Genomic DNA, 24,562 nt, shown 5'->3' on the forward strand with positions numbered 1-24,562 from the left:
ACCTCAGAAACCCAACGCCGCCAAGCACTCCCCACCTGGCTCCACACCTACAACCACCACCGCGGCCACACCGCCCTGGACGGCCAACCACCCGCCAGCCGCGTCACCAACCTGTCAGGACAGAACAGCTAGCCATGAGTCAACCGTTGGGCGGAGCGTGGGCGTGGGTGGGCGCTCATCCGGGGGCCGTAACGAACGCGGGCGGCGTGAGATGACCGCGGCACGAGCGGGCGCGGTGGCGCCCGACCTGACGATCGGGGTCGTCGGGCCACATGATCTGGTGGAGCGGGTCATGCTCATGGGGCACGGCCCCACGCCGGTACCGAGCCGGCTGGTGGCCGCGGCCTACCGCGACGAGCAGGAAGCCGCCGACAAGGTCGTGCGGCTGGGGTCGGGGGTGGACGTGTGCCTGTTCGCCAGTCCCGTCCCCTACGACTTCGCGCGCAAGGCGGGGGTGCTCACCATGCCCGCCACCTACGTGCCGCTGAACGGCGCCGCGCTGCAGGGCGCGCTGCTGCGGGCATCGCTGGACGAGCGCTTCGATCCGGCCAAGGTGAGCATCGACGTGCTGGGGCGGGCCGAGGTCGAGGAGGCTTACGGCGAGATCGGGCTGGGCACCGAGCACGTCCACCTGCGCGAGGAGGCCGCCGGGCCGGGAACGCTGGCGGCGTTCCACGAGCGGCTGTGGCGGCGGGGGGCGACCACCGTGGCGATGACCTGCGTGCACGCCACCGCGGAGCGGATGGAGCTGGCCGGGGTGCCGACCATCCGGGTCCGCCCGACCGGGGCCGCGATCCGCTCGTCGCTGCAGACCGCGGCGCTGCTCGGCGCGCACCACCGGCTGGAGGAGTCGCAGCTGGTGGTGGTGCTGATCGACGTCCCGACGCTGCGCGAGACGCCGCGCCGGGTCACCCCGCGCTACTGGCGCGACGAGCTCAAGCTGGCGCTGCACCGGGTGCTGCTGCAGGAGTCGCACCGGATGAACGCCTCGGTGTGGCCGCTGGACGACCACAGCTACCTGGTGACGGCCACCCGCGGCTCGGTGGCCGGGGCCACCGAGGGGTTCCGCACCCCGCCGTTCGTCGAGCGGATCCGCGAGGAGCTGGGGCTGGCCGTGGAGGTCGGCATCGGGATGGGCCGCACCGCGCACGAGGCCGAGGCGCACGCCCGGGCCGCGCTGGCCCGCTCCCAGACCTCGCAGCGGGCGCAGGGCTTCGCGCTCGACCGCGACGGCCGGGCGCTGGTGCCCGCGCCGCGCACCCCGCCGCGCGCCCAGCCGCAGGCCAAGCCCAAGGGGCTGGAGATCCTGGCCCGCCTGGCCGACAAGCTCAGCGACCAGGACCAGCCGCTGATCGTCGATGCCGAGAACGCGGGCAAGATGCTCGGCGTCACGCCGCGCACCGCCCGGCGGCTGCTGCGCACCCTGGTCGAGGAGGGCCTGGCCTGGCCGCTGCCGCCCAACCGCACCCCGCAGCCGGGACGGCCCCGGCAGCTCTACCGGCTGATCGTGGAGAAACTGGGGCCCAAGGCCCCGGCCTGACGGCCTCCGTACGCGTCTCAGACGCCCGTGGGCGGGCGCGCAGCCCGGGACGAAGGTGTCTTTCCCTGCGGGTGTCTCAGGCGCGGTGCGGGTAGGACTCGGCGACGGCGAGGAAGGCGTCGTTCTCCTCCGGCGTGCCGATCGAGATCCGGGCGCCCTCGCCGGGGAACGGGCGCACGCTCACCCCCTGGGCGACGCAGGCCGCCGCGAAGTCCGCGGTGGCCTCACCCAGCCGCAGCCAGACGAAGTTGGCCTCGGTCTGCGGGACCGTCCAGCCCTGGCCGAGCAGCGCGCCGCGGACCCGGTCGCGCTCCTTGACCGTGTGCTCCACCCGTTCCAGCAGTTCCTCCTCGGCGCGCAGCGAGGCCACCGCCGCGGCCTGCGCGATGGAGTTGACGCTGAACGGCAGGAGCGTCTTGCGCACCGCACCGGCCACCACCGGGTGCGCGGCCAGGAAACCGACCCGCAGCCCGGCCAGCCCGTACGCCTTGGAGAAGGTGCGCAGCACGGCCAGGTTGGGCCGGTCGCCGTACAGGTCGAGGCCGTCGGGCACCCGGGGGTCGCGCACGTACTCGCGGTAGGCCTCGTCGAGCACCACCAGGCAGTCGGCGGGCACCCGGTCCAGGAACTCCTCCAGTTCGGGCCGGTGGACGACCGTCCCGGTGGGGTTGTTGGGGTTGCAGACGAAGACCAGCCTGGTGCGCTCGGTGATCGCGTCGGCCAGCGCGGCGAGGTCGTGGGTCTCCGCGCGCAGCGGGACCTGCACCGACTCCGCCCCCGACAGGGAGACCAGCACCGGGTACGCCTCGAACGACCGCCAGGCGTACAGCACCTCCGCGCCCGGTTCGGCGACCGCCGACAGCAGCATCTGGGTGAGTCCGACCGACCCGCAGCCGACTGCCAGGTGGTCCTCGGGCACCCCGAACCGCTCGGCCAGGGCCGTGATCAGCCCGGCGGCCGCGTTGTCGGGGTAGCGGTTGACGCCCCGCCCGGCCTCGCCGATCGCCGCCAGCACCGAGGGCAGCGGGCCGTGCGGGGACTCGTTGGAGGAGAGCTTGAACGACCGGCCGTCGGGCGCGGTCGCCGTCCGGCCCGGCTTGTACGCGACGAAACGGTCGAGCACCGAGCGGAAACGCGGGGTGGCTGGCTCGGACACTGGGCTTCCTCCCGGGCAACCTGCCCTGACACTCAAAGTGATCACTGCGCGGTCGCCCGCGCGGTGACCAACCCTACGCCTTCCAGCGGAAACGGCGCACTGCATGAGATCGGACGGTTCGGGTACTTCCGATCACACAGAGCACATCTCCAAGTCCATGTATCGGGGGATAAAAGCCCATGGACTTCCAGCAGACTCTTCGCAACTGGGGGAACGCACTCGGCGATGTGGTGCCGAAACTGGTCGCCTTCATCGCCATCCTGGCGATCGGGTGGATCATCGCCCGGCTGCTCCAGAAGCTCGTCGACGTCGTCCTCGAACGGGTGGGCTTCGACCGCATGGTCGAGCGCGGGGTGGTCGGCGACACTCTGCGCCGGAGCAAGTACGACGCGAGCAGCATCGTCGCCAAGATCGTTTTCTATCTCATCCTGCTGATCGCCCTGCAACTGGCCTTCAGCGCCTTCGGCCCCAACCCGGTCAGCACGCTGCTGTCCTCGGTCGTCGCCTGGCTGCCGCTGCTCATCGTGGCGATCGTGATCATCGTGGTGGCCGCCGCCATCGCCGGCGCGGTGCGCGACCTGATCAGCACCGCCCTGTCCACCCGGTCGTACGGACGGTTCGTGGCCAACGCCGCGGCGGTCTTCATCCTGGCCCTGGGCATCATCGCGGCGCTCGCCCAGGTGGGAATCGCGACGGCCATCACCGGGCCCCTCCTGATCGCCGTGCTCGCCACCATCGGCGCCATCCTCGCCATCGGTGTCGGCGGCGGCATGATCCGGCCGATGGAGGCGCGGTGGAACCGCTGGCTCGAACAGATCGAGCAGGAGGCCCGCACCGTCCCGCGGGGCGGCGCCTACGAGCGCGGGAGGGAGGACGCGGCCCGCGGCGGTCCGGTTCCGGCCGAGCCCGGCGCCGAGCGGCCCGGCGACCGGACCACCCCGAGCACGACCACGGCCGAGCGGCCGGGCGGCGCGTCCGAGAGCGGCGCGACCGAGAGCGGGGAGGCGTTCCGGCGGGGCAGGGAGAAGTGAGGCCGGTCAGCCTTCGAAGGCCGGCGGCGGGGGCGTGTCGGCAGGCGCGTCCTCGCCCACCTTGCTCAGCAGCCAGCAGACGGCCACGACCCGGATGAACTCCCAGTCGGGGCCCCCCGAACCCGGCCACCAGCCGCGCTCGACCGCCGCCTCGGCGAAGCCGTGCAGGTAGTCGAGCAACGACGCCTCGTTCAGGCGCTCGCCCGAGGCGACGACGATGTCGCGCACGGCCGCGGCATGTTGGTCGACCTCGGCTGCCAGCCCGGGTGTCTCGGCCATCTTGGCGACTCCGGCGACGCCGATGTCGTGAATGATGGCATGCAGTTCGTCGGCGAACTCACCAGTCATGCCCAGAGAAGCTAGCAACCACATGACACTGCTTTGACCGAATTGAGAAGTAGGGTGTGTCAACTGCGAGGACGCAGCATGGGCGGCCTGAGCTGCTCGGCGTCGCCGCGGCGGTAGAGCTGGGCGGGTCTCCCGCCGTCGCGGGTGGTCGTCCGCCCCGTGGCCACCAGGAACCGGTCGGCGCCGGTAACTTTTCGATGAAAGTTCCGCGGGTCGAGCGGGGTGCCCCAGACGATCTCGTACACCCGGCGCAACTCGGCCACGGTGAACTCGGCCGGGCAGAACGCCGCCGCCAGCGAGGTGTACTCCAGCTTGGCCCGGGCCCGCTCCACCCCATCCCGCAGGATCCGCCGGTGGTCGAAGGCCGCCCGCTCGGCCGTCAGCTCCGCCACCGCCCGCCACAGCACCTGGGCCCGGCTGGAGGCGGGCAGGTCCGGAGCCAGGCCCAGGTAGGCCACGCTGACCACCCGCTGCCGGGGGTCGCGGTCGGGGTAACCGTAGGTGGCGAGCTGTTCGAGGTGGATGCGGACGTCGGCCAGCCCGGCCCGCTCGGCCATCAGCCGGGACGCCGCCACGGGCAGGTCCTCGTCGAGCTGGATGAACCCGCCGGGAAGCGACCAGCAACCGTCGTAGGGGTCGCGGTCACGTCGCCAGGTCAGCGCGCTGAGCCGCTGCTCACGCACGGTGAGGACGACGAGATCGACGGTGAGCGCGACCCGGGGAACGGTCATGCCCTGCACGTTACTGGTTGTGATCGCTTCCGGCGGTCACTACGCGGTGGTCGGTCCGGGGGCGGTTCCGGTCACTCGGCCCGCTCGATCGGCGGGGGCGGAGCGTCGGACCCGTTGGCCGCCAGCGGCGCGGGCGCCGGGGGCTGCGGCCCCATCGAGGCCAGCAGCTGCCGGGCGACTCCGAGGCCGGTGCCGCCCATGGTCAGCGCCTTGGCGAGCATGTCCTGGATGCCGTCGGTGCCGTTCAGCACGACCATGTTGTCGATGTTGTTGAACGCCTCGGCGCCGGCCATGACGATCTCGGCCCAGTTCTCGGCGAGCTGCTGGGCGATGACCGCCTCCTGGTTCTGCGCCAGCGCCTCGGCCCGGGCCTTGATGGACTCGGCCTCGGCCAGGCCCTTGGCGCGGACCGCGGAGGCCTCCGCCTCACCGCTCACCCTGATCGCCTCGGCCTCGGCCTGGGCCCGCTTGATCTGGGCCTCGCGCTCGGCCTCGGCCAGCGTGACGGTCTCGTACGCCTTGGCGTCGGCGGGCTTGCGGACCGTGGTGAGCAGTTGCTTCTCGGCGCGCTCGGCCTCCAGCTCGGCGGCCCGGGTCTCCTGGACCACCACCTGCTGCTTGGCCTCGGCCTCGGCGAGCGGGCCGGCCTGCCCCTGCCGGGCGGTGGCGGCGTCGATCTCGGCCTGCGCGGCGGCCTGCTTGATGCGGCTGTCGCGGATCGCGGCGGCGTTGAGCGCGGCGGCCTCCTGCTCGCGCTGGGTGGCCTCCTGGTCGCGCTCGGCCTCGGCGATCCGGGCGGCGGCGGCGACCTTGGCCGCGTGCGGCCGGCCGATGTTGCTGATGTAACCGGTCGAGTCGTCGATCTCCTGGATCTGCAGGGAGTCCACGATCAGGCCGAGCTTGCTCATCTCGTCGGCCGCGGAGCCGCGCGCCTCGCTGGTCAGCCGCTCGCGGTTGAGGATGAGGTCCTCGACGGTGAGGTTGCCGATGATGGAGCGCAGGTGGCCGGTGAATAGCTCGTGGATGGCGCCGTCCATCGACTTCTGCTGCTCCAGGAAGCGCCGCGCCGCGTTGGCGATGGAGACCAGGTCGTCGCCGACCTTGTAGATCACCACGCCCCGGACGTGCACCGGGATGCCCTGCTGGGTGACGCAGGAGACCTCGAGGTTCGCCGCGCGGCTGTCGAGCCGCAGCCGCCGGGAGGTCTGGAAGCCGGGCAGCACGACGGTGCCCTTACCCGTGACGATCTTGAAACCGAGGCTGTCGGCGGTGTCCTTGTTGTGGGACCGGGCGCCCAGACCGGAGATGATCAGAGCCTCGTTGGGCTCCGCGACCCGCCAGACCATCTTGAAGATCACAACCAGCGCGATCAACCCGCCGATCGCGCCGAGCAACGCGGCTGCGGTCATCGGCATCACTACTCCTCAGCATCGAGTGGCTGCAAGCATTCACTAGACGCTGAGAAATGGTGATTGGTTCAGCTTTATCCGAAAGCCGGTGCCACATAAACGGTGCGGGGCGGGTGGTACTCCACCACCACCACGATCGACCCGACCGTGATCTCGTCCCGGGGATCGACCGGGTGCGCGTAGAAAGCCTCCACGCCACCGCGGATCGGGATCATCACCTCGCCGACCAGGCCCGGCCCGATCCGGCCGGTCACCCGGCCCTGCCGCCCGATCATCGCACCGTCCACTCACCTCGTCGCCGGCCACCGGAGCACCCGCGCCGGCCGTTGTAGGGCCAAACGCTATCCCGCGGAGCACCGCGAGGGCGAACCCCTCAGGGCAGGATGCGCTCCGCCTGCTCGTACGCCCGGCGGGCCAGCAGCTCGGCCTGGGCCCGGGTGGCGGACGCGCCGTACAGGCTGACGGTGGACAGGTAGCCCTGGCCGCGGGTCACCACGTACCAGGTCTTCACCCGGGCGGCGCCGGTGACGGTCGCCACCCCCACCGTCCGGGAGCCCAGACCGATGTCGCCGCCGGGGTACTCGGCGACCTGGTGCTCCGACAGTTGCCGGCCCACCTGGCTGCGGAACCGCCGGCACTGCGCCGGAACGCTCAGCTTGACCTGCCGGTCGGCCGTGGCTGCGGGCAGCGCCATCAGCACCTGGGTGACGGTGTGCGCGTCCCCCCGGCCGAACGAGACGGTCGCGGTCGGCGCGGTCCGCTCGGCGGAGACCAGCCCCACCGCGCCGTCCGCGCAGCGCGGCTTGTCCAGCTTGACCTGGCCTCTGATCCGGTCGTAGCTCTGCACGGACTTGAGGGCGCCGTACTCCCCGGAGTCGGGCTCGCCCGACCGCTGGTAGCCGACGAGTTCGGGAAGCAGCGCCTGTTCGAGCTGGTCGGAGGTGTAGACGATGCCGGCGGGGGCGGCACGGCGGGTGGCCGCCTGCTCGGCCGGCCGGCCGGGGCCCCCGCCACAGCCGGTCGCCAGCAGGGCGGGCAGGGCCACGAGCAGCGGCCGGGGAGGGATCCTCAGCATGCGGGCGACCCTAGGCCGGGCCCCGGCCGGGCCGCCGCCACGACACGCGGGTTCACTCAGCCGGCGTCGGCGCCGTCGTTGTAGGTGCCGGTGTAGTCCTGGCCGGAGAGCTTCTGGATGGTCTCGATGATCTCGTCGGTGATCGCCCGGCGGGCCTTGGCCGGCGGCAGGCCCCGGTAGTGCGAGAAGTCCATCGGCTCGCCGATCCGGACCGTGGCGCGCGGGCCGATCCGCGGCCAGGAACTGCCGATCGGCTGGATCCGGTCGGTGCCCTCCAGGCCGATCGGCAGCACCTTCGCGCCGGAGGCCAGCACCAGCCAGCCGATGCCCGTGCGGCCCCGGTACAGCCGGCCGTCCAGCGACCGGGTGCCCTCGGGGTAGATCGCGAAGGCGCTGTCGTCCTCGGCGAGGATCTCCAGGCCCTGCTCCAGCGCGCCCATCGCGGCCCGGCGGGCGCCGCGCTTGACGGGGACGTGCCCGAGCGTGGTGAGGAACCAGTGCACGAACCGGCCCTTGATGCCGGGCTGGCCGAAGTAGTCGGCCTTGGCGATGTAGGTCACCTTCCGGGGCAGGGCGAGCGGGATGATGAAGCTGTCGATGAACGACAGGTGGTTGCTGGCGACGATCAGCGGGCCGCCGGAGGGGACGTTCTCGACTCCCTCGACGCGAGAACGAAAAAGCAGCCGGAGGATGGGAGCGACCACCCGCGACATGAACGTGTAGAACACCAAGCCTCCCGGTAATTCTGCACGCTCACTCTAACCGCCGGACAGGTGATCTTGCTTCATCGGGGCTGAGATCAGACCACGTCACCGCAGTTCAAGGCAGATTTGAGTGAGATTGAACACTTTCATCTATGGTCGAACTGACGAAAAAGCTCAATACCAACAAGTAACCCGAGTTCCGCTATTTCTTACTCTTTAGTAACCGCCTGCCATTTCCGATCCGGCGGCCGGCACCCGGGGCCGGCCGCCGGATCGGATCAGGAACGCCCGAGCGCGCGGTACTCCCAGCCCGCGCCGCGCCAGCGGTCGGCGTCCAGGGCGTGCCGGCCGTCGACGATCCGCTTCTTGGCGACGACCCCGGCCATCACGTCCGGCTCGATCTCGCGGAACTCCGCCCACTCGGTCAGCAGCACCACCACGTCGGCGTCGGCGGCGACGTCCAGGGCACTGGTGCCGTAGCGCAGTTCCGGGTAGGCGCGGCGGGCGTTGTCGAGCGCCGCCGGGTCGTACACCCGCACATGCGCCCCCAGGCCGTGCATGGTGCGCGCCACGTCCAGCGCCGGGGCGTCACGGATGTCGTCGGAGTTGGGCTTGAAGGCGGCGCCCAGGCAGGCGATGCGGGCCCCGTCCAGCCGGCCGCCCAGCAGCTGGCGGACCAGGTCGACGGTGCGGGAGCGGCGGCGCCGGTTGATGGCATCGACCTCGCGCAGGAACGACACCGCCTGGCCGACACCGATCTCCTCAGCCCGGTGCGCGAACGCCCGGATGTCCTTGGGCAGGCAGCCGCCGCCGAAGCCCAGGCCGGGCTGGAGGAACTTGCCGCCGATCCGGTCGTCGTGGGCCAGCGCGGTGGCCAGGTCGCGCACGTCCGCACCGGTGGCCTCGCAGACCTCCGCCATCGCGTTGATGTAGGAGATCTTGGTGGCCAGGAACGAGTTGGCCGCCACCTTGACCAGCTCGGCGGTGGGCAGGTCGGTGACGACGACCGGCGTGCCGATGTCGATCACCGGGCGGAACGCCGCGTGCAGCTGCTCGCGGGCCCAGTCGGAGGTGACGCCGAAGACCAGCCGGTTGGGCCGCATGGTGTCGTCGACCGCGAAGCCCTCGCGCAGGAACTCCGGGTTCCAGGCCAGTTCGACCTCGTCCCCGGCGGGGGCCAGCTCCCGGACCAGGTGGGTGAGCCGGGCGGCCGTGCCGACCGGGACGGTGGACTTGCCGGCGATCAGCGCCTTGCGGGTCAGGTGCGGGGCCAGCGACCGGATCGCGCCGTCCACGTAGGTGAGGTCGCAGGCGTCCGACCCCGGCTGCTGCGGGGTGCCGACGCACAGGAAGTGCACGTCGCCGAACTCGGCGGCCTCCTCGAAGGAGGTGGTGAAGCGCAGCCGCCCCGAGTCGAGCGCCTTGGTCAGCAGTTCCGGCAGGCCGGGCTCGAAGAACGGCACCTCGCCGGAGCTCAGCCGCTCGATCTTCCGCTCGTCGACGTCCACGCCCAGGACCTCGTAGCCCAGTACGGCCATGCAGATCGCGTGAGTGGCGCCGAGGTATCCGGTGCCGAGGACGGTGAGCCGGGGCAACTCGTTCATCTGGGTCTCCCTGTGCGAGATGGAGGGTCGTTCGAATCGCGGCCGTCGTGGACGCGGCACCCGGCCGGCCGGTGGATGGGCGAAGGATCGTGGTGGATGTCGGTGAACGGATGGTGGATGGTACGTGTCGCGGCTAGGAACAGCCGCCGTTGGTCAGCCGCCCGCCACTGATCTTGTTGTCGCAGGTCACCCGGTTGGGCTTGGAGGTGAGCTTGATCCCGACGCCGCGGCCCCCGTCGAGGTGGGCCGTGTTGCGGCGGAACGTGTTGTTGATGCCCCAGCCCTTGAGGATCTGGTGCGTCTGGAAGCCGTCCTCCGGCGTCTTGCGCCCGACGTTGCCCTCGATCAGGTAGCCGTTGCCCTTGACGTCGACCCACGAGTCGTTGACGTCGCCGGACAGCGCCGAGCCGTCGAAGATGTTGCCGATGATCTGACCGCCACTGGTGCCCTCCTTGATGTCGACCGCCTCTGCCGTGGCCCGGATCCGGTTGCCACGAACGATGTTACGGTCGCTTTTGTCGGGCTTGTTATTGGTGTGGTTCCGCCAGTTCGACACCGCCGAGCCCAGGTAGACGCCCTCACCGAACTTCTCGCGGCGCCGGCCGGTGTTCCAGATCGTGTTGCCGACCACCAGGTTGTCGCTGCTGAAGGTGCGCAGATGCAGGGCCTCGTCGCCGATCTCGTGGATGCGCAGCCCCTGGAAGACCGAGTGCGTGGTCCCGTCGGCCATCACGCCCTTCTGGCTGTTGCGCACCGTGAACCCGACCAGCCGCCAGTAGCTCGCGCCGTTGAGGTGGAAGGCGTAGCCCTTCTTGATGCCCTCACCGTCGATCACCGCCGCGGCCGTGCCGCACAGGAAGATCGGGTCCTCCTTGGTGCCGGTGATCTGGGTCATGAACTGGCCCACGTAGACGCCCGGCGCCATGAAGATGCTGTCCCCCGGTTTGGCCTGCGCCAGCGCCTCGTGCAGCTGGTCGGCGTCGCTCACCGTCTTGGTGGCCGGCGGGCAGTCGACGTTCCCCCGTTCCGGCGGCGGGCCGGACGGCGGCGCGGCGGCGCTGGGCGGCGCGGCGGTCCCCGGGGTGGGCTGGATGCGCGTCCAGTCGGGCTCCTCGACCGCGCCGGTCGGCTTCCCCTCCTCGGCGTCGCCGCCGCCGGCGAACCAGCCGATCAGGCCGACCACCAGCGCTCCGACGACGACCCCGACCACGAAGCGAAGGTCGATCTTCTTCACCGCGCCAGCACCTCCGGCCGCTCCGGACCCGAGCCGTTCGGCGAGGTGCTCGGCGGACGCCGCTTGAGCACCTGCACCGGACGCTCCTCCATCAGCCGCTGCCGGTCGTAGGGGTGCCGGTTCGCCCGCCGGCCGATCTTGGGCCCGGTGCCGCGCGAGCGGATGGCCGAGGTGATCACCAGCAGGAAGACGCCGGCCCAGATCAGGTTCATCGGCTTGAGGAAGCGCTTGATCCTGATCCACAGCGAGCTGGTGTCCTTCCAGCCGCCGGTCTGGTTGTCCTTGCGGATCACGTCGCCGGTGGAGCGGGCCCGGTCCACCGCGCTCGGGCCGGCCCCGGCGATCGTGTTGCGCGTCGCCTCGGAGCCGCCGACGGCGCCCACGAACGTCACGCCGTGGCTGGTGCTGCCCTGCACGGTGTTGCCCTGGACGGCCACGACCGAGCCGCGGACGTAGACGCCGGTCCGGACGTTCCTGATGATGTTCCCGGTCACCGCGGTGCCGGTGACCCCGTCCCGGATGGAGACGCCCTGCCGGCGCTGCCCGGTGAGCTGGTTGCCGACGACCTTGACCTGGCCGGCGCCCTGGCGGACGACGATGCCCATGTCGCCGCCCTCGACCCGGTTGTTGTTGACGCCCACGTTGGCGCCGCCGAGGATCTCGATGCCGTACCGGCCGTTGGCCCGGGCGACGCTGCTGGCCACCGAGTTGTTGCCGTAGCTGGCCACCGACTCCCCGGACGCGGACGGCCCGTGCGCCAGCGGCTGCCCGTTGAGGGTGAACCCGTTGCCGCCGTTGCCCTCGGCGGTCGAGCCGTCCACCCGGATCTGCTCGGTCGCCCGGGCCAGCACGAACCCGTCGCCCCGGTTGCGCACCGAGACGGTGCGCTCGATCGAGCCGTTCTTGGCGAACCGGTGCATCACCACGCCGTGGATCAGGCTCTGCTCGATCCGGGTGTCGGCGATCTCGATCCCGTTGGCGGCGGAGACGAAGACGCCGTAGGCGTTCCCGATGATCCGGGAGTTCTTGATGTTGACCGAGACGTACGACTCGGTGGGCACCTCGAACTCGGTGCCGCTGGGCACCTGGAGCTTGCCGGGCGGCTGGGCGATGATGTTCCCGGAACGGGGCGGCTGGCCCCCCTCGACGCCGCCGCTCTCCAGCCGCCGCTGCTTGGCGTCGTGCCGCTGGTCCTTGGTCAGCCGGGTCGGGCCGCCCTGCTTGGCCGACCCCACGTTGGGCCGGTCGGTGCCGGTCGGCGCGATGCCGCCGGTGCGGCCGCTCCAGAAGCCGAGGTAGCCGGCGTGGGTGTGGTTCATGTCGAACTGGCCGCCGATCGCCCGGACGTACGCCCGGCCGTCGTTGACGTTCTGATCGACCTTGTTGGTCTTGGGGTCCCAGCTGACGACCCGCATCGGCACCTGCGCGGTGCCCTGGAGGGTCAGCGTGCCGCCGAACGAGACGATCGACACGAAGCCGTTGGGGCCGCTCGCCAGCCGGATGGTCAGCCCGCCCGGGTTCTGCAGCAGCAGCTTGGCGCCGGTGTTGACGTAGATGTGCTCGGTCAGCAGGTAGGAGCCGTCCCGCAGCCGGGTGAAGGTCTGCGGCGCGAGCTTGATCAGGTCGGCGATGGTGTAGGGGGCGCTGCGCGAGGTCAGCACCAGGGTGTAGGCCGAGCCGGTGTTGAGGCGGTAGGGCTGGCGCCACTGGGCCGCCTCCAGCCCGCCCCGGGGGGCGATCGCGGCGACCGCCCGGACCTGCATCAGCCGGTCGTCCTCGGCGTCCACCAGGGCGGCCTGGTGCTCGGCGTTCTCGAAGCGGACGTCGTTGACGCCCGGCATCTTGGCCGGCCCGCCGGAGAAGTACTGCGCGTAGGCGAAGGACCCGCCGCCGGTGGCCAGCAGCACCACGACCGCCGTGATCCACCGGGCCCGGCCGCGCCGTGGCTTCGCTCGCTCACCCGCCATGTCAGGCCACCCCCGCCTTGAGCGAGGTGGCGTTCTGGCCCTCGCCGCCGATCTGGTCGCTGGTCCGGGTGAGCCAGCCCTGCTTGTTCATGGTGAGGAAGGCGTACAGCTTGATCGGCAGCGCGATCATGATCACGACCAGGGTGAGCAGTGGCAGCAGCAGGATCTCCTTGGGGTGCCGCTTGAGGTGCGACCAGCCCCGGATGCCCCGGCCGAGCAGCACCCAGCCGATGGCCAGCCCGATGCCCAGCGGGGTGAGCGACAGCCGGCTGAACAGCAGGTAGGCCATCGTGATGCCCATGGTGACCGGCGTCAGCAGGATCTGCAGCACGGTGACCTTGGTGACGAAGGGCGTCTTCCAGAGCCAGCCCTTCCACAGCGCGGTCAGGTAGCAGCGGTAGGAGTTGCGGCTCCACCGGATCCGCTGCTTGACGAAGGCGCGGAACGAGTCGGGGAACATCGAGATCGCCCGGGCGGACGACTGGTGCACCGTCTTGTAGCCCTGGGCGAGCACCAGCCAGGTGAGCCGGCCGTCGTCGCCGGCGATGCAGCGGCGGCCCAGGAAGAACTCGTTCTCCAGGTTCTGCACCACCGGTTCGATGACCGACCGGCGGTAGGCGGCGGTGCGCCCGGACAGGCAGGCCACCCCGCCCTTGGAGCCCATCGCCGGGACGTAGTCGTAGTAGCGCAGGTTGACCAGCCAGTCGGCGATCCGCCGCCACACGCTGGTGGTGCGCTGGTAGACGTTCTGCTGGGTGCCGACGCCGCCTACGGTGGGGTCCTCGAACGGCATCTGCACGGCCTCCAGCAGGCCCGGCTGCCACCAGGTGTCGGAGTCGGCGAAGACCACGATCTCGCTGTGCGCGGCCCGGATGCCGACGCCGAGGGCCGAGCGCTTGCCCGAGTGCTCGTAGACCAGCACCCGGAGCCGGGGGTCCTCGACTTCGGCCAGTTGCCGCTGGCACTCGGTGTCGGCGACGTCCACGACGATGATGACCTCGTCGGGGTCCTGGCTCAGCCAGCTGTCCAGGCAGCGGAGCAGGATGTCGGCGTCTTCACGGTAGGACGGGACCACCACGGAGACGGTGGTCCGGTAGCCGGTCACGATCGGCTTGGCGATCCGCGACAAAAACACCCGGTAGATCCACAGGGACCACACCAGCAGGCCGGCGAGGCCCAGCGGTATCAGGTCCCGCCAGCTCCCCCCCGAAGCGACGATCTTCGCATAGGCGTCCTCGAAGAACCCCATGGCAATGCACACCCTCCCCGTACGCCGCGTAATCGCGACGCCACCCCTGGAACACCGTTAAATCAGGCGACTTCCCGGCAAGGCGCAATATTAGCTACATAGCGCACATACACCAGAGGCGGAACTCCGAGATCACCCGCTATTCGCAATGCGTTCACACAACCCCCCAAACATAAACACAGCCGAAATACGAAACACACAAGAAACATGGCAATGCCCCGATCCGGACATTGTGGATACTTTCTGCTCATACTTAAGCAACATGACGCTTCCCTAGAACGGAATTTTGTTTCACAAAACCGTGCGAAGCGGCATAGGCGCAGCACAGACCCTCCTCCCACCGACAGGAAAGATCATCAGGTTGCCGGCAGCGGCACCCCCGGCCGTAATTACGGACCCATCCGGCCCGCCTTCAGTTACCACCCGAACCCGACATTGTGTTCCTCGTCACATTTGCCGGATCGCCCCGAATCTCCGCGGTGCGCGGACGAGCGGGTGGCATTCCGTACCGAGTACGGAAATTGTCAAGTCCGAGAACGAGCTTATTTCCGGACCACTATCCCTCGGATCTGTGTCCGAGCCGAAAACCGGGGCACGAACCCGGATCCGGATCGTTCCACGGTGATTCCCGGTTAGCCTGGACAGGTGCGGAAACCCACGACGCCCCCTGCCCCCGGCACCTGCCGGGGTCTTCCGGCGCGGCCGCACGAGGGCTGACATGTCGTTCACCCATCCCGCACTGCTGTACCGCGGCGACCGTGAGTACCTGGCCGGAACCCTGCCGTTCATCCGGGGCGGCCTGGCCGCCGGGGAACCGGTGGCGGTGGCGGTACCGCCGTCCCGGTTGCGCCTGCTGCGCACCGCCCTCGGCGACCAGGCCGCCCGGGTCCGGCTGATCGACATGACCGTGGCGGGACGCAACCCCGGGCGCATCATCCCCGGCGTGCTGCGCGCCTTCGCCGACGCCCATCCGCGGGGACGCGTCCGCATCATCGGCGAGCCCATCTGGCCCGGCCGGTCGGCGGCCGAGTACCCGGCCTGCGTCCAGCACGAGGCGCTGATCAACCTGGCCTTCGCCGGGCGCCCGGCGACCATCCTGTGCCCGTACGACGCCCTCAGGCACTCCCCCGAGGTGCTGGCCGACGCCGCCGTCACCCATCCGACGATCATCGACCGGGACGGCGAGCGGCCCAGCGACGCCTACGACCCCGAGGGCGCCGTCGCCGCACACAACCGGCTCGACCCGGCCCCACCCGGCGCCGCCGAACTCCGCTTCGACGGCGCTGGCCTGCCCGGGGTACGCGGGTTCACCGTCGGGCGGGCCGCCCGCCTGGGCCTGACCGGCGAGCGGGGCGACGCGCTGGAGATCGCCGCCTACGAGCTGGCGGCCAACTCCGTGCTGCACGGCGGCGGCACGGGCGTCCTGCACCTGTGGGCCGCGGCCGGGCACCTGGTCTGCGAGGTGAGCGACGCGGGACACCTGCGCGACCCGCTGACCGGCCGGCGGCCGGCCGGCCTGGGCACCGAGGGCGGGCGCGGCGTGCTGCTGGCCAACCACCTCGCCGACCTGGTCCGCACCCGGACCTCGCCGGCGGGCACCACCACCCGCCTGTACTTCCGGCTGCCCTCAGTCGGAACCTGATCCGAAGGCGCTGTCGAAGGCCGCGGCCGGCGGCTCGATCGCGTTCAGCGCCCGGACGAAGGACAGCGCCTCCGGGGCGCCCTGCAACCGGTCCATCCCGGCGTCCTCCCACTCGATGGAGATCGGGCCGGTGTAGCCGATCGTGTTGATCGCGCGGAAGCAGTCCTCCCAGGGCACGTCGCCCCGGCCGGTGGAGATGAAGTCCCAGCCGCGGCGCGGGTCGGCCCAGGGCAGGTGCGAGCCCAGCCGGCCGCGCCGCCCGTCCGTGCGGCGCAGCCGGGTGTCCTTGCAGTCGACGTGGTAGATCCGGTCGTGGAAGTCGAGCAGGAAGTTCACCGGGTCGATGTCCTGCCAGATCATGTGCGAGGGGTCCCAGTTCAGCCCGAACGCGGGCCGGTGCCCGATCGCCTCCAGGGTGCGCACGGTCGAGTAGTGGTCGTAGGCGATCTCGCTCGGGTGCACCTCGTGCGCGAACCGCACCCCGACCTCGTCGAAGACGTCCAGGATCGGGTTCCAGCGCGCCGCGAAGTCGGCGTAGCCGCGGTCGATCATCTCCGGCGGGACCGGCGGGAACATCGCCACCGTGTGCCAGATCGACGAGCCGGTGAAGCCGACGACCGTGTCGACGCCCAGCTTCGCGGCGGCCCGGGCGGTGTCGGCCATCTCCGCCGCCGCCCGCCGGCGCACCCCCTCGGGGTCGCCGTCCGCCCAGATCCGGTCGGGCAGGATCGCCTGGTGCCGCTCGTCGATCGGGTGGTCGCAGATCGCCTGCCCGAGCAGGTGGTTGGAGATCGCCCAGACCTTCAGGCCGTGCCGGTCGAGGATCTCCCGCCGGCCCGCAACGTAGTCGTCCTCGGCCAGCGCCCGGTCCACCTCGAAATGGTCGCCCCAGCAGGCCACCTCCAGCCCGTCGTAACCCCAGCCCGCCGCCAGCCGGCAGACCTCCTCGAACGGCAGGTCGGCCCACTGGCCGGTGAAGAGGGTGATGGGTCGGGGCATGGCTACTCCTCCAGCGTTCTGAGGAAGGCGAGGCCGTCGGTGGCCAGCGCGTCCTGGCTACGGGCGAGGGGGCGCCAGATCGACGCCGCGGTGGCGATCGTCTGGTTGGCGGCGGTGAACGACTCGATGACCAGCGGTCCGGTGTGGCCCACCGCGCGGACCGCGGCGGCGAACGCGGGCCAGTCGAAGTGGTCGGCGCCGGGAGCGCCCCGGTCGGTGCCGCACACCTGCAGGTGCGCCAGCATGCTCCCGGCCGCCCGCACGGCACCCGCGGGGTCCTTCTCCTCGATGTTCAGGTGGTAGGTGTCCAAGGCCAGCCCGCAGCCCTGCGCGGGCAGCCCGTCGAGGGCGTCGAGCGCCTGCTCGACGGTGTTGAGCAGGCTGGTCTCGTACCGGTTGAGCGGCTCGACCGCGATCCGCACCCCGCGCTCGGCGGCGTACTCGACCACCGGGAGCAGGTTGCGGCGCAGCTCGGCGTAGATCGCCCGGCGCTCGTCACCGGTCAGCCGCCAGGTGCGGCCGACCGAGGCGTACGCCGGCCCGCCGACCGCCGGCGCCCCCACCCGTGCCGCCACGTCGACGCAGTGCCGCAGGTACCGCTGCGTCTCGGCGACGGTGCCGGCGGGCGCCGCCACCAGTTCCCGGCCGGGCGGCATCACCAGCGCCACCGAGGCGGCCAGGCCCAGGCCGGCCAGCAGGTCGGCCGCCCGGCCCGGGTCCCAGTCGCCGGGGTTCTCGATCGGGAGCTCGATCGCGTCGAACCCCCAGCCCGCGATCCGCGGCGCGAGTTCGGCCAGGTCCGCGTCGGTCAGCGGCGACACCCAGACCCAGGTGTTGACCCCGATGGGACGCATCGCACTCCTCGATCAGGACGGGCGGCCCGGTGCGGGCCGCCCGTCATCGTTCCTTACTTGCCGCCCCACTTCTGCGGGAAGCCGGGCATCTTGTCGCAGCCGCACAGCGCGTAGTGCAGCGGCGGCATGTTCGGCTGGAGGTAGGTGTCGAGGTTGGCCTCGGTCACCTTGGGCTGGGGCAGGTTCCAATCCTGCGGGACCTGCTCGCCGTTGAGGATGCGCAGCGCGGCGATCACCGGGGTGCGCCACTGGTAGGTGGGGTAGGTCGGCGCGACGGCGGTGAGCTTCTCGTCCTTCCACTTCTTGAGGAAGTCCTGCTGGTCCTCGCCGACGAACGGGGGCACCGGCACCCCGGCGTCCTCGAACGCCTCGATCGCCGCCACGGCGGTGGCGCCGGCGTCCATCCAGATGCCGTCGATCTTGCCGTGCCGCTGGATGTAGTCGCTGACGATGCTCTTGGTCTTGGCGGCGTCGCCGTCGGTGAACTCGGCGCCCACCACGTTCAGCTTGCTCTTGGCGAACGCGGCCTGCGCCGCCGACCAGCGGGTCTCCAGGACGTCCACGCCGGGCAGGATGCGCAGCGCCAGGATCTTGCCGCCGGCGGGCACCTTCTCGATCAGGAACTCGGCGCCGTCGGCGCCGAACGCGTAACCGCCGATGGGCTTGATGAAGGTGACCGGGCACTCGGTCTGCACGCCCCGGTCGAACACGATCACGGGCACCTTCGGGCACGCCCCGTTCACCGCGGGGGTGAGCGTGGCGGTGGTGTTGGGCGAAACGATCAGCGCGTCACAGCCCTTGCCGGTGAGCTCGGCGATGTCGGAGATCTGCTTGTCGTCCTTGCCCTCGGCGTCCAGCACCGTGAACTTGGTGATCTCCTTGTGCAGCGCGACCTCGGCCTGCATGGTCTTGAAGCCGACCTGCCGCCAGGGGTTGTTGACCGCCGCGTTGGAGAAGCACAGGTGGTACGGCCCGTTCTTCTTGTACTTGGCGGTGTCGACCATCTTCGGGTCGATCATCTGCTCCCACGGCTTGTCGGCCGGGCCCTGCGGGGTCTTGGTCCGCATGGCCAGCTGCGCCTCGTACTCGGCCTGGTCGAAGAACTTGGACTGGGCCGACGGGGAGGCCGTGCCGCCCGCCTTGCCGGTGGGCTGGTCGCTGGTACAGGCTCCGAGGAACAGGATGGCGGGCGTCAGGGCGACGATGGCCGCGGCGGACCGACGACGCTTCATGGCGTCTCCTTCGTTTTCAACATCGGGGGGCTGATGCTCGCCCCGGGACGGAACGGCAGCCGGACGGCTCCCACCGCCACCGCGGCGATGATGATGACGCCCTGCACGGTGAACTCCAGTGCCCCCGAGATCCCGTGCAGGTTGAGCAGGGTGAACAGCGCCTCCAGGGTGAGCGCGCCGGCCATCGCGGCCACGACCGAGCCGCGACCGCCGCCGAGCACCACCCCGCCGAGGACGACGGCGGTGATGGCCTGGAACTCCAGGCCCTGACCGATCTGGGCGGAAACCCCGGCGAAACCGCCGAGGAGGATCCCCGCGATCGCCGCGGACAGGCCGGAGATCGCGAAGGCGAAGATCGTGGCCCGGTGTACCCGGACCCCCGACAGCGACGCCGCGCGCCGGTTGTCGCCCGCGGCGATCAGGGTGCGGCCGAAGTCCGCGCGCATGAGCAGGATCGCGACCGCGCCCACGACCAGCAGGATCAGTACCGACCAGGGGATCGGCCCGAGCTCCTCCCGGCCGAAGGCGCGGAACCCCTCGGAGAGCGCCCCGCGCGGGGCTCCGCCCGTCCACAGGAACACCGCGCCCGACAGGATGAGCATCATGCCGAGCGTCGTGATGAACGACGGCACGGCGAGCGCGGTGGTGATCACTCCGTTGGCCAGCCCCACCAGCAGACCGATCACGATCAGCAGGGCGAGGACGGGCCAGGTGGCCGAGTCGTCGCCGTCGATCAGACGGGCGGCGACGACCACCTCCACCGTCACCAGCGAACCGACCGACAGGTCGAACTCGCCGGCCACGATGACGAAGTACTGGCCGGCCGCGAGGATCGCCAGCGGCGCGGCGCGCTTGAGGAACGCCAGGAAGCCCGGGGGTTCCAGGAAGTAGGGGTTGCTCGCCGCGATGGCGATCAGCAGCACGAGCAGGACGGTGAAGATGGGCAGCGCGCGCTTCATGCCGTGGTCCGCCTCTCCCGGGCGCGGCGGGCGTAGACCGCCACCGCAACCACGATGACCACGCCCCGGACGACGTCCTTGAAGAAGGAGTTGACTTCGAGCTGGTTGAAGATGCTGTCGAGGACCGCCAGCAGCAGCACCCCGCCGACCGTGCCGGCCACCCCGCCCCGGCCGCCGGCCAGCGCGGTGCCGCCGAGCACCACCGCGGCGATCGACTCCAGGTCGTAGCCGCCGTCGGTGCCGACCGTGGGCGACCCCGCGCCGAGCCGGGCGGCCAGCAGCAGCCCGGCGATGCCGGCGCAGATCGAGCACAGCACGTGCGCGGAGATCACCACCCGGTCGGTGCGCACCCCCGACAGCCGGGCGACCTCCTCGTCGCCGCCGACCGCGTAGATCCGGTAGCCCAGCCGGGTGCGGCGGAGCAGGAACCAGACCGCCACCGCGACGCCCGCCCAGAGCAGGGCGGAGACCGGGACCGGCCCGATCCGGTCGTAGCCCAGCCGCTGGAAGGAGTCGGTCACGTCCCCCGCGGGGCCGTCGTAGCGGTGCTCCACCACACCCTTGATGATCAGCGCAACGCCGAGGGTGGCGATGAACGCGTGCACCTTCAACTTGGTGATGACGAGCCCGTTGACCATGCCGACCAGCGCGCTGACCGCCAGCACCACGGCGATCGCCGGGACCATGCCGCCGCCGGTCATCGCCTCGGCGGCCACCAGCGAGGTCAGGCTGATCAGGTACGCCACCGACAGGTCGAGCGAGCCGGCCAGGATCGCCAGCGTCTGCCCGACCGCGACGATGCCGAGCGCCGCCGAGCGCTGCTGGATGCCGACGATGTTCTCGGTGGTGACGAACTGGCCGCCGTCGATGGTGACCAGCACCCAGCCGATGATCAGTACGGCGAACAGGGCCAGGTAGATGGCCTGCGCGGGGTCGCGCAGGTGCGCGATCACGCGGCCGCCCCGCAGCTGGACGGCCTGCGGCCGGGCCTTCACGCGGCCACCTCGCCCGCGGCCAGCCGCATCACGGCCTCCTCGGTCGGACCGGCGGGCAGCTCGCCCGCGATCGCGCCGTCGCGCAGCACCACGACCCGGTCGCTCATGCCGATCAGCTCGGGCAGTTCGGAGGAGATCATCATGATCGCCATCCCGTCCGCGGCCAGGCCGCGCATCAGCTCGTGGATCGCCGCCTTGGCCCCCACGTCCACACCTCTCGTCGGCTCGTCGAACAGCAGCACCTTCGGGGCCACCGTCATCCACTTGGCCAGCACGACCTTCTGCTGGTTGCCGCCCGACAGGTAGCGGACCTCCTGGTCCGGGCGGGGCGGGGAGATCCGGACGGCGGCCAGCAGGTCCTTGACGCTCCGGCCGCCGCCGCGGCCGGTGGCCCGGGTGACCAGCAGCGCGTTGTCGCGCACCGACTGGCGCAGCGCCAGCCCCTCGGCCTTGCGGTCCTCGGTGACCAGCCCGATGCCCGCCCGGACGGCCGCCCGGACCGAGCGGGGCCGCAGCGGGGTCATCTCGCCGTGGGTGAACGGCTCCGCCCCGAAGATCGCCTTGGCCAGTTCGGTGCGCCCGGAGCCCTGCAACCCGGCGATCCCGACGATCTCGCCGGCGCGCAGGTCGAGGTCGATGTCGCGCAGCCGGTCGTTGCCGGCCTTGCGCAGGCTCAGCAGCGCCTCCCCCGCCGAGCCGGGCTCGGCCCGCGGCGGGTAGTAGTCGCGCAGTTCCCGGCCGACCATCAGCCGGACCAGTTCGTCGGTGTCGACCTCGGCGGTCGGGACGGTGGTGACGCGGGCGCCGTCCTTGAGGACGGTGACCCGGTCGGCCAGGTCGAACACCTCGCGCAGCCGGTGCGAGATGTAGAGGATGGCGATGCCGCGCTCCTGCAACCGGCGGACCAGCCGGTAGAGCAGTTCCACCTCGTGCTCGGCCAGCGCCGCGGTGGGCTCGTCCATGACGACGATCCGGGCGTTCTGCGACAGCGCCTTGACGATCTCGACGACCTGCTGCTGGGCGACCGACAGCCGGCGGACGAGGTCGCGGGGGCGGAAGGAGTGCACGCCGAGCCCGTCCAGCAGTTCGGCGGTGGCCTTCTCCATCGCCGACCGGTCGACCAGGCCGCGCCGGACGGGTTCGCGGCCCAGGAACACGTTCTCGGCCACGCTGCGCTCGGGCAGCAGGTTGAACTCCTGGTAGATGATCGCCACCCCGCCGCGCTGGGCGTCGAGCGGGTGGCCGAAGGAGACCGGGCCGCCGTCGATCTCGATGCGGCCCTCGTCGGGGGCGTGCACCCCGGCGAGGATCTTCATCAGGGTGGACTTGCCCGCCCCGTTCTCGCCGACCACGGCGTGTACCTCGCCCGCCGCCACGCTGAGGTCCACGTCGCGCAGCACGCGCACGCCCAGGAAGCTCTTGCCGATCCCCGTCATGGTCAGCACGTCACACCTCCGTCCAGCGGCCGGTGCCCGCCGAGGCCAGCACGGCGTCGCAGATCAGTGCGGCGCGGGCGCCGTCCGCGAAGGTGGGCAGGCCGTCGGGGCGCTCGCCGCGCAGCGCCGTGTAGGTGTCGGCCACGAAGGCGTCGAAGCAGTCGTGGTAGCCCTGCGCGTGGCCGGCGGGCAGCGGGGAGTAGGGCCGGGCCGCCGCCGACAGGGTCTCGGGGTCGCGGACCAGGGTGCTGGAGCCCTCGCGCCGGCCCAGCCAGAGCAGTTCGGGCTGCTCCTGGTCGAAGGCGAGGCTGGCCGCGGCGCCGGAGATCTCCAGGAACAGGCGGTTCTTGCGGCCCGGCGCGACCTGGCTGGTGGTGACCGTGCCGACCGCGCCCGCCGCGGTGCGGAACTGGACGATGGCCACGTCCTCGGTGAGCACCGGCGCGTTGCTCGCGCGCTCGTCGATGACCACCGCGGTCTGCGCGCTGACCGCGGTGATCCGGTCGCCGGTGACGAACTCGGCCAGGTCGCACCAGTGCGACCCGATGTCGGCGAACGTCCGGCTCGGGCCGCCGACCGCGGGGTCGGCCCGCCAGTTGTCGTCCTCGGGGCGCAGCAGCCAGTCCTGCAGGTAGCTGCCCTGGATCACGCTGATGCGGCCGATGTCGCCGGCCGCGACCCGCTGCCGGGCTTCGCGGACCATCGCGTGGAAGCGGTACACGAAGGGCACCGTGGCGACCGCGCCCGCCGCCCGGTCGGCCAGGAGCGCGGCGGTCGCCGCGTCGGTGGCCAGCGGCTTCTCACAGACGACCGCGAGCCCCCGGTCGAGGGCGGCGAGGGCCAGCGGGGCATGAAGGTGGTTGGGGGTGCAGATGTGGACGACGTCGACGTCGCCCGACTCGATCAGTTCCGCGCCGGTGGCGTAGGCCTGGTCGGCGCCCAGCAGGGGAGCCGCCTGCTGGGCCTTGGCCAGGCCGGAGCCGGCGACGCCGGTGACGCGGGCCCCGGCCAGCCGCGCGGCACGGGCGTGCACGCGGCCCATGAAGCCGGTACCGATGATGCCTGCCCGCACTGTTTCCCGCATGTTTCGGGATGCTAGAACCGACTTATGACGGCGGTCAAGCAAAAGTTGGCGAACGCGCGCCATAATGAGATCTGGGATCATCGGAAGAGGTCGGACAGGCGAAAGGAGCCGCATTGACGCGGGGGATGCTGGGCGAACCGGGCGGAACCGGAGCGGGCGCACTGCTGTCGATACTCCGCGACGGCCAGGCCCGCACCCGGGCCGAGCTGATGCAGCTCACCGGGCTCGCCCGGTCGACGGTCTCACAGCGGCTGGACGCCCTGCTGGACCAGCGGTGGATCATCCCGGCCCAGGACGCAATCTCCTCGGGCGGCAGACCCGCGGTCGCCTTCGCCTTCAACCAGGGCGCGCGGGTCGTGCTCACCGCTGACCTCGGCGCCACGCACACCCGGGTCGCCGTCACCGACCTGGCCGCCGGCATCCTCGCCGAGCGCACCGCCGACCTGCCCATAGAGCGCGGCCCCGAAGCCACCCTGGGCTGGCTCGTCGAAACCTTCACCGACCTGCTCGCCGAGGCCGGGCACGGCCTGGACGAGGTGTGCGGGGTGGGGGTCGGGCTACCCGGCCCGGTCGAGCACGGCACCGGACGCCCGATCAACCCGCCGATCATGCCGGGCTGGGACGCCTTCCCGGTGCCCGCCTGGCTCAGCGAGCGGCTGGGCGTGCCGGTGCTCGCCGACAACGACGTCAACATCATGGCGCTGGGCGAGCACTGGGCCGCCCGGCCCGAGGCCGACCACCTCATCTTCGTCAAGATCGGCACCGGGATCGGCTGCGGCATCATCACCGAGCGCCGCCTGCACCGGGGCGCCCAGGGCGCGGCGGGCGACATCGGCCACATCCGGGTGCCGTCCACCGACGACGTGGTCTGCCGGTGCGGCAACATCGGCTGCCTGGAGGCGGTGGCCGGTGGCGGCGCGCTGGCCGGCCGGCTGCGCGAGGCGGGCGAGGATGCTGCCGACAGCCGGGGTGTGGTCCGCCTGGTGCGCGCCGGTAACCCGCACGCCGTCCGGCTGATCCGGCAGGCGGGCCGGGAGGTCGGCGAGGTGCTGACCTCGATCGTGAACTTCTTCAACCCCGCCGTGATCGTGATCGGCGGCGACATCGCCGAGGCCGGCGAGCACGTCCTCGCCGGGATGCGCGAGGTGATCTACAGCCGCTCGCTGCCACTGGCCACCCAGCACCTCGACATCCGCGCCAGCGAACTCGGCGACCGGGCCGGCGTGACGGGCGCGGCCGTCATGGTCATCGAACACGTCCTGGCCCCCACCGCCGTCGACCAGACCGTCGCCTGACGGCGAGGAGGTGGCCCG

22 protein-coding genes and 1 pseudogene are annotated in these 24,562 nt (G+C 71.4%); 5 read left to right on the top strand and 18 right to left on the bottom strand.

Annotated features, from left to right (window positions below; all coding sequences use genetic code 11):
* Together DPM19_RS12160 and DPM19_RS12165 are read left to right on the top strand one after the other, a co-directional pair.
* Nucleotides 1-132: pseudogene (locus tag DPM19_RS12160) on the top strand (integrase core domain-containing protein); the annotation flags it as partial.
* Between the two features lie 79 nt (nt 133-211).
* A complete protein-coding gene (locus DPM19_RS12165; protein ID WP_233510062.1) occupies nt 212-1,540 on the top strand; it encodes a transcriptional regulator in 1,329 nt (442 codons plus the stop codon).
* Nucleotides 1,541-1,616: 76 nt separating this feature from the next.
* Here the strand turns inward: DPM19_RS12165 and hisC are convergent, their stop codons facing one another.
* Nucleotides 1,617-2,696 (bottom strand): histidinol-phosphate transaminase, encoded by a 1,080-nt coding sequence (gene hisC, locus DPM19_RS12170; protein ID WP_233510063.1) that lies wholly within the window; start codon nt 2,694-2,696, stop codon nt 1,617-1,619.
* 179 nt (nt 2,697-2,875) lie between these two features.
* Here hisC and DPM19_RS12175 point away from each other — a divergent pair, with 179 nt between their 5' ends.
* On the top strand, nt 2,876-3,727 hold the full coding sequence (locus DPM19_RS12175; protein WP_111866437.1) for a mechanosensitive ion channel family protein: 852 nt from the start codon (nt 2,876-2,878) through the stop codon (nt 3,725-3,727).
* A gap of 6 nt (nt 3,728-3,733) precedes the next feature.
* Here DPM19_RS12175 and DPM19_RS12180 read toward each other — a convergent pair whose 3' ends face one another.
* From DPM19_RS12180 to DPM19_RS12225, 10 genes are all read right to left on the bottom strand, one after another.
* The gene (locus tag DPM19_RS12180) at nt 3,734-4,075 is read right to left on the bottom strand and encodes a DUF6401 family natural product biosynthesis protein (RefSeq protein ID WP_111866440.1); all 342 of its coding nucleotides are present in this window, start codon (nt 4,073-4,075) and stop codon (nt 3,734-3,736) included.
* Nucleotides 4,076-4,134: 59 nt separating this feature from the next.
* The gene (locus DPM19_RS12185; RefSeq protein WP_111866443.1) at nt 4,135-4,806 is read right to left on the bottom strand and encodes an NUDIX hydrolase; all 672 of its coding nucleotides are present in this window, start codon (nt 4,804-4,806) and stop codon (nt 4,135-4,137) included.
* 71 nt (nt 4,807-4,877) lie between these two features.
* Complete coding sequence (locus tag DPM19_RS12190; RefSeq protein ID WP_111866446.1) at nt 4,878-6,221, bottom strand: SPFH domain-containing protein; 1,344 nt, start codon at nt 6,219-6,221, stop codon at nt 4,878-4,880.
* A 68-nt stretch (nt 6,222-6,289) separates the two neighbouring features.
* On the bottom strand, nt 6,290-6,490 hold the full coding sequence (locus DPM19_RS12195) for a hypothetical protein (protein WP_111867416.1): 201 nt from the start codon (nt 6,488-6,490) through the stop codon (nt 6,290-6,292).
* 98 nt (nt 6,491-6,588) lie between these two features.
* Entirely contained in the window at nt 6,589-7,290 is a 702-nt protein-coding gene (locus tag DPM19_RS12200; protein WP_146778835.1) for a hypothetical protein, read from the bottom strand.
* A 56-nt stretch (nt 7,291-7,346) separates the two neighbouring features.
* Nucleotides 7,347-8,018, bottom strand: a complete 672-nt coding sequence (locus DPM19_RS12205) for a lysophospholipid acyltransferase family protein (RefSeq protein ID WP_111866451.1) — start codon at nt 8,016-8,018, stop codon at nt 7,347-7,349.
* 254 nt (nt 8,019-8,272) lie between these two features.
* Nucleotides 8,273-9,598 carry a UDP-glucose dehydrogenase family protein gene (locus DPM19_RS12210; RefSeq protein WP_111866454.1) on the bottom strand — a complete coding sequence of 442 codons (1,326 nt, stop codon included), beginning with the start codon at nt 9,596-9,598 and terminating at the stop codon, nt 8,273-8,275.
* Between the two features lie 133 nt (nt 9,599-9,731).
* Nucleotides 9,732-10,832, bottom strand: coding sequence for a right-handed parallel beta-helix repeat-containing protein (locus DPM19_RS12215; RefSeq protein ID WP_199485043.1), 1,101 nt, complete (start codon nt 10,830-10,832; stop codon nt 9,732-9,734).
* On the bottom strand, nt 10,829-12,799 hold the full coding sequence (locus tag DPM19_RS12220; protein ID WP_111866457.1) for a right-handed parallel beta-helix repeat-containing protein: 1,971 nt from the start codon (nt 12,797-12,799) through the stop codon (nt 10,829-10,831). Before DPM19_RS12220 ends, DPM19_RS12215 begins: the two co-directional genes overlap by 4 nt.
* Nucleotide 12,800: 1 nt before the next feature.
* Entirely contained in the window at nt 12,801-14,048 is a 1,248-nt protein-coding gene (locus DPM19_RS12225) for a glycosyltransferase family 2 protein (protein WP_111866459.1), read from the bottom strand.
* Between the two features lie 718 nt (nt 14,049-14,766).
* Here DPM19_RS12225 and DPM19_RS12230 point away from each other — a divergent pair.
* A complete protein-coding gene (locus DPM19_RS12230; protein ID WP_111866462.1) occupies nt 14,767-15,690 on the top strand; it encodes an anti-sigma factor RsbA family regulatory protein in 924 nt (307 codons plus the stop codon).
* On the opposite strand, the gene DPM19_RS12235 is transcribed toward DPM19_RS12230, so the two are convergent.
* The 7 genes from DPM19_RS12235 to DPM19_RS12265 are packed head-to-tail and all read right to left on the bottom strand — an operon-like array spanning nt 15,676 to nt 23,249.
* Entirely contained in the window at nt 15,676-16,689 is a 1,014-nt protein-coding gene (locus DPM19_RS12235) for a sugar phosphate isomerase/epimerase family protein (RefSeq protein ID WP_111866464.1), read from the bottom strand. The two genes, DPM19_RS12230 and DPM19_RS12235, sit on opposite strands and share 15 nt — an antisense overlap.
* 2 nt (nt 16,690-16,691) lie before the next feature.
* Nucleotides 16,692-17,543 carry a sugar phosphate isomerase/epimerase family protein gene (locus DPM19_RS12240; protein ID WP_111866467.1) on the bottom strand — a complete coding sequence of 284 codons (852 nt, stop codon included), beginning with the start codon at nt 17,541-17,543 and terminating at the stop codon, nt 16,692-16,694.
* 53 nt (nt 17,544-17,596) lie between these two features.
* The gene (locus tag DPM19_RS12245; protein ID WP_111866469.1) at nt 17,597-18,775 is read right to left on the bottom strand and encodes a substrate-binding domain-containing protein; all 1,179 of its coding nucleotides are present in this window, start codon (nt 18,773-18,775) and stop codon (nt 17,597-17,599) included.
* Nucleotides 18,772-19,734, bottom strand: coding sequence for an ABC transporter permease (locus DPM19_RS12250; protein ID WP_111866472.1), 963 nt, complete (start codon nt 19,732-19,734; stop codon nt 18,772-18,774). The genes DPM19_RS12245 and DPM19_RS12250 overlap by 4 nt, the downstream gene beginning before the upstream one ends.
* Nucleotides 19,731-20,729, bottom strand: coding sequence for an ABC transporter permease (locus DPM19_RS12255; protein ID WP_111866474.1), 999 nt, complete (start codon nt 20,727-20,729; stop codon nt 19,731-19,733). The genes DPM19_RS12250 and DPM19_RS12255 overlap by 4 nt, the downstream gene beginning before the upstream one ends.
* The gene (locus tag DPM19_RS12260) at nt 20,726-22,165 is read right to left on the bottom strand and encodes a sugar ABC transporter ATP-binding protein (RefSeq protein WP_199485082.1); all 1,440 of its coding nucleotides are present in this window, start codon (nt 22,163-22,165) and stop codon (nt 20,726-20,728) included. Before DPM19_RS12260 ends, DPM19_RS12255 begins: the two co-directional genes overlap by 4 nt.
* A 10-nt stretch (nt 22,166-22,175) precedes the next feature.
* On the bottom strand, nt 22,176-23,249 hold the full coding sequence (locus DPM19_RS12265; protein WP_111866479.1) for a Gfo/Idh/MocA family protein: 1,074 nt from the start codon (nt 23,247-23,249) through the stop codon (nt 22,176-22,178).
* A gap of 125 nt (nt 23,250-23,374) precedes the next feature.
* On the opposite strand from DPM19_RS12265, the gene DPM19_RS12270 reads away from it, so the two are divergent.
* A complete protein-coding gene (locus DPM19_RS12270; RefSeq protein ID WP_111866482.1) occupies nt 23,375-24,544 on the top strand; it encodes an ROK family protein in 1,170 nt (389 codons plus the stop codon).
* Nucleotides 24,545-24,562: the final 18 nt, after the last annotated feature.

Origin of the sequence: Actinomadura craniellae (assembly GCF_003289645.1) — a bacterium.
Taxonomy (GTDB): Bacteria; Actinomycetota; Actinomycetes; order Streptosporangiales; family Streptosporangiaceae; genus Actinomadura_D; species Actinomadura_D craniellae.

What these genes read in the sequence shown, in the direction of transcription:
- DPM19_RS12270 (WP_111866482.1), top strand. Translation starts at nt 23,375, where the DNA reads ATGCTGGGCGAACCGGGCGGAACCGGAGCGGGCGCACTGCTGTCGATA.
- DPM19_RS12195 (WP_111867416.1), bottom strand. Translation starts at nt 6,490, where the DNA reads ATGATCGGGCGGCAGGGCCGGGTGACCGGCCGGATCGGGCCGGGCCTG.
- DPM19_RS12175 (WP_111866437.1), top strand. Translation starts at nt 2,876, where the DNA reads ATGGACTTCCAGCAGACTCTTCGCAACTGGGGGAACGCACTCGGCGAT.
- DPM19_RS12240 (WP_111866467.1), bottom strand. Translation starts at nt 17,543, where the DNA reads ATGCGTCCCATCGGGGTCAACACCTGGGTCTGGGTGTCGCCGCTGACC.
- DPM19_RS12260 (WP_199485082.1), bottom strand. Translation starts at nt 22,165, where the DNA reads ATGACGGGGATCGGCAAGAGCTTCCTGGGCGTGCGCGTGCTGCGCGAC.
- DPM19_RS12230 (WP_111866462.1), top strand. Translation starts at nt 14,767, where the DNA reads ATGTCGTTCACCCATCCCGCACTGCTGTACCGCGGCGACCGTGAGTAC.
- DPM19_RS12200 (WP_146778835.1), bottom strand. Translation starts at nt 7,290, where the DNA reads ATGCTGAGGATCCCTCCCCGGCCGCTGCTCGTGGCCCTGCCCGCCCTG.
- DPM19_RS12265 (WP_111866479.1), bottom strand. Translation starts at nt 23,249, where the DNA reads ATGCGGGAAACAGTGCGGGCAGGCATCATCGGTACCGGCTTCATGGGC.
- DPM19_RS12235 (WP_111866464.1), bottom strand. Translation starts at nt 16,689, where the DNA reads ATGCCCCGACCCATCACCCTCTTCACCGGCCAGTGGGCCGACCTGCCG.
- DPM19_RS12225 (WP_111866459.1), bottom strand. Translation starts at nt 14,048, where the DNA reads ATGGGGTTCTTCGAGGACGCCTATGCGAAGATCGTCGCTTCGGGGGGG.
- DPM19_RS12185 (WP_111866443.1), bottom strand. Translation starts at nt 4,806, where the DNA reads ATGACCGTTCCCCGGGTCGCGCTCACCGTCGATCTCGTCGTCCTCACC.
- DPM19_RS12220 (WP_111866457.1), bottom strand. Translation starts at nt 12,799, where the DNA reads ATGGCGGGTGAGCGAGCGAAGCCACGGCGCGGCCGGGCCCGGTGGATC.
- DPM19_RS12180 (WP_111866440.1), bottom strand. Translation starts at nt 4,075, where the DNA reads ATGACTGGTGAGTTCGCCGACGAACTGCATGCCATCATTCACGACATC.
- DPM19_RS12190 (WP_111866446.1), bottom strand. Translation starts at nt 6,221, where the DNA reads ATGCCGATGACCGCAGCCGCGTTGCTCGGCGCGATCGGCGGGTTGATC.
- DPM19_RS12210 (WP_111866454.1), bottom strand. Translation starts at nt 9,598, where the DNA reads ATGAACGAGTTGCCCCGGCTCACCGTCCTCGGCACCGGATACCTCGGC.
- DPM19_RS12165 (WP_233510062.1), top strand. Translation starts at nt 212, where the DNA reads ATGACCGCGGCACGAGCGGGCGCGGTGGCGCCCGACCTGACGATCGGG.
- DPM19_RS12250 (WP_111866472.1), bottom strand. Translation starts at nt 19,734, where the DNA reads ATGAAGCGCGCGCTGCCCATCTTCACCGTCCTGCTCGTGCTGCTGATC.
- DPM19_RS12245 (WP_111866469.1), bottom strand. Translation starts at nt 18,775, where the DNA reads ATGAAGCGTCGTCGGTCCGCCGCGGCCATCGTCGCCCTGACGCCCGCC.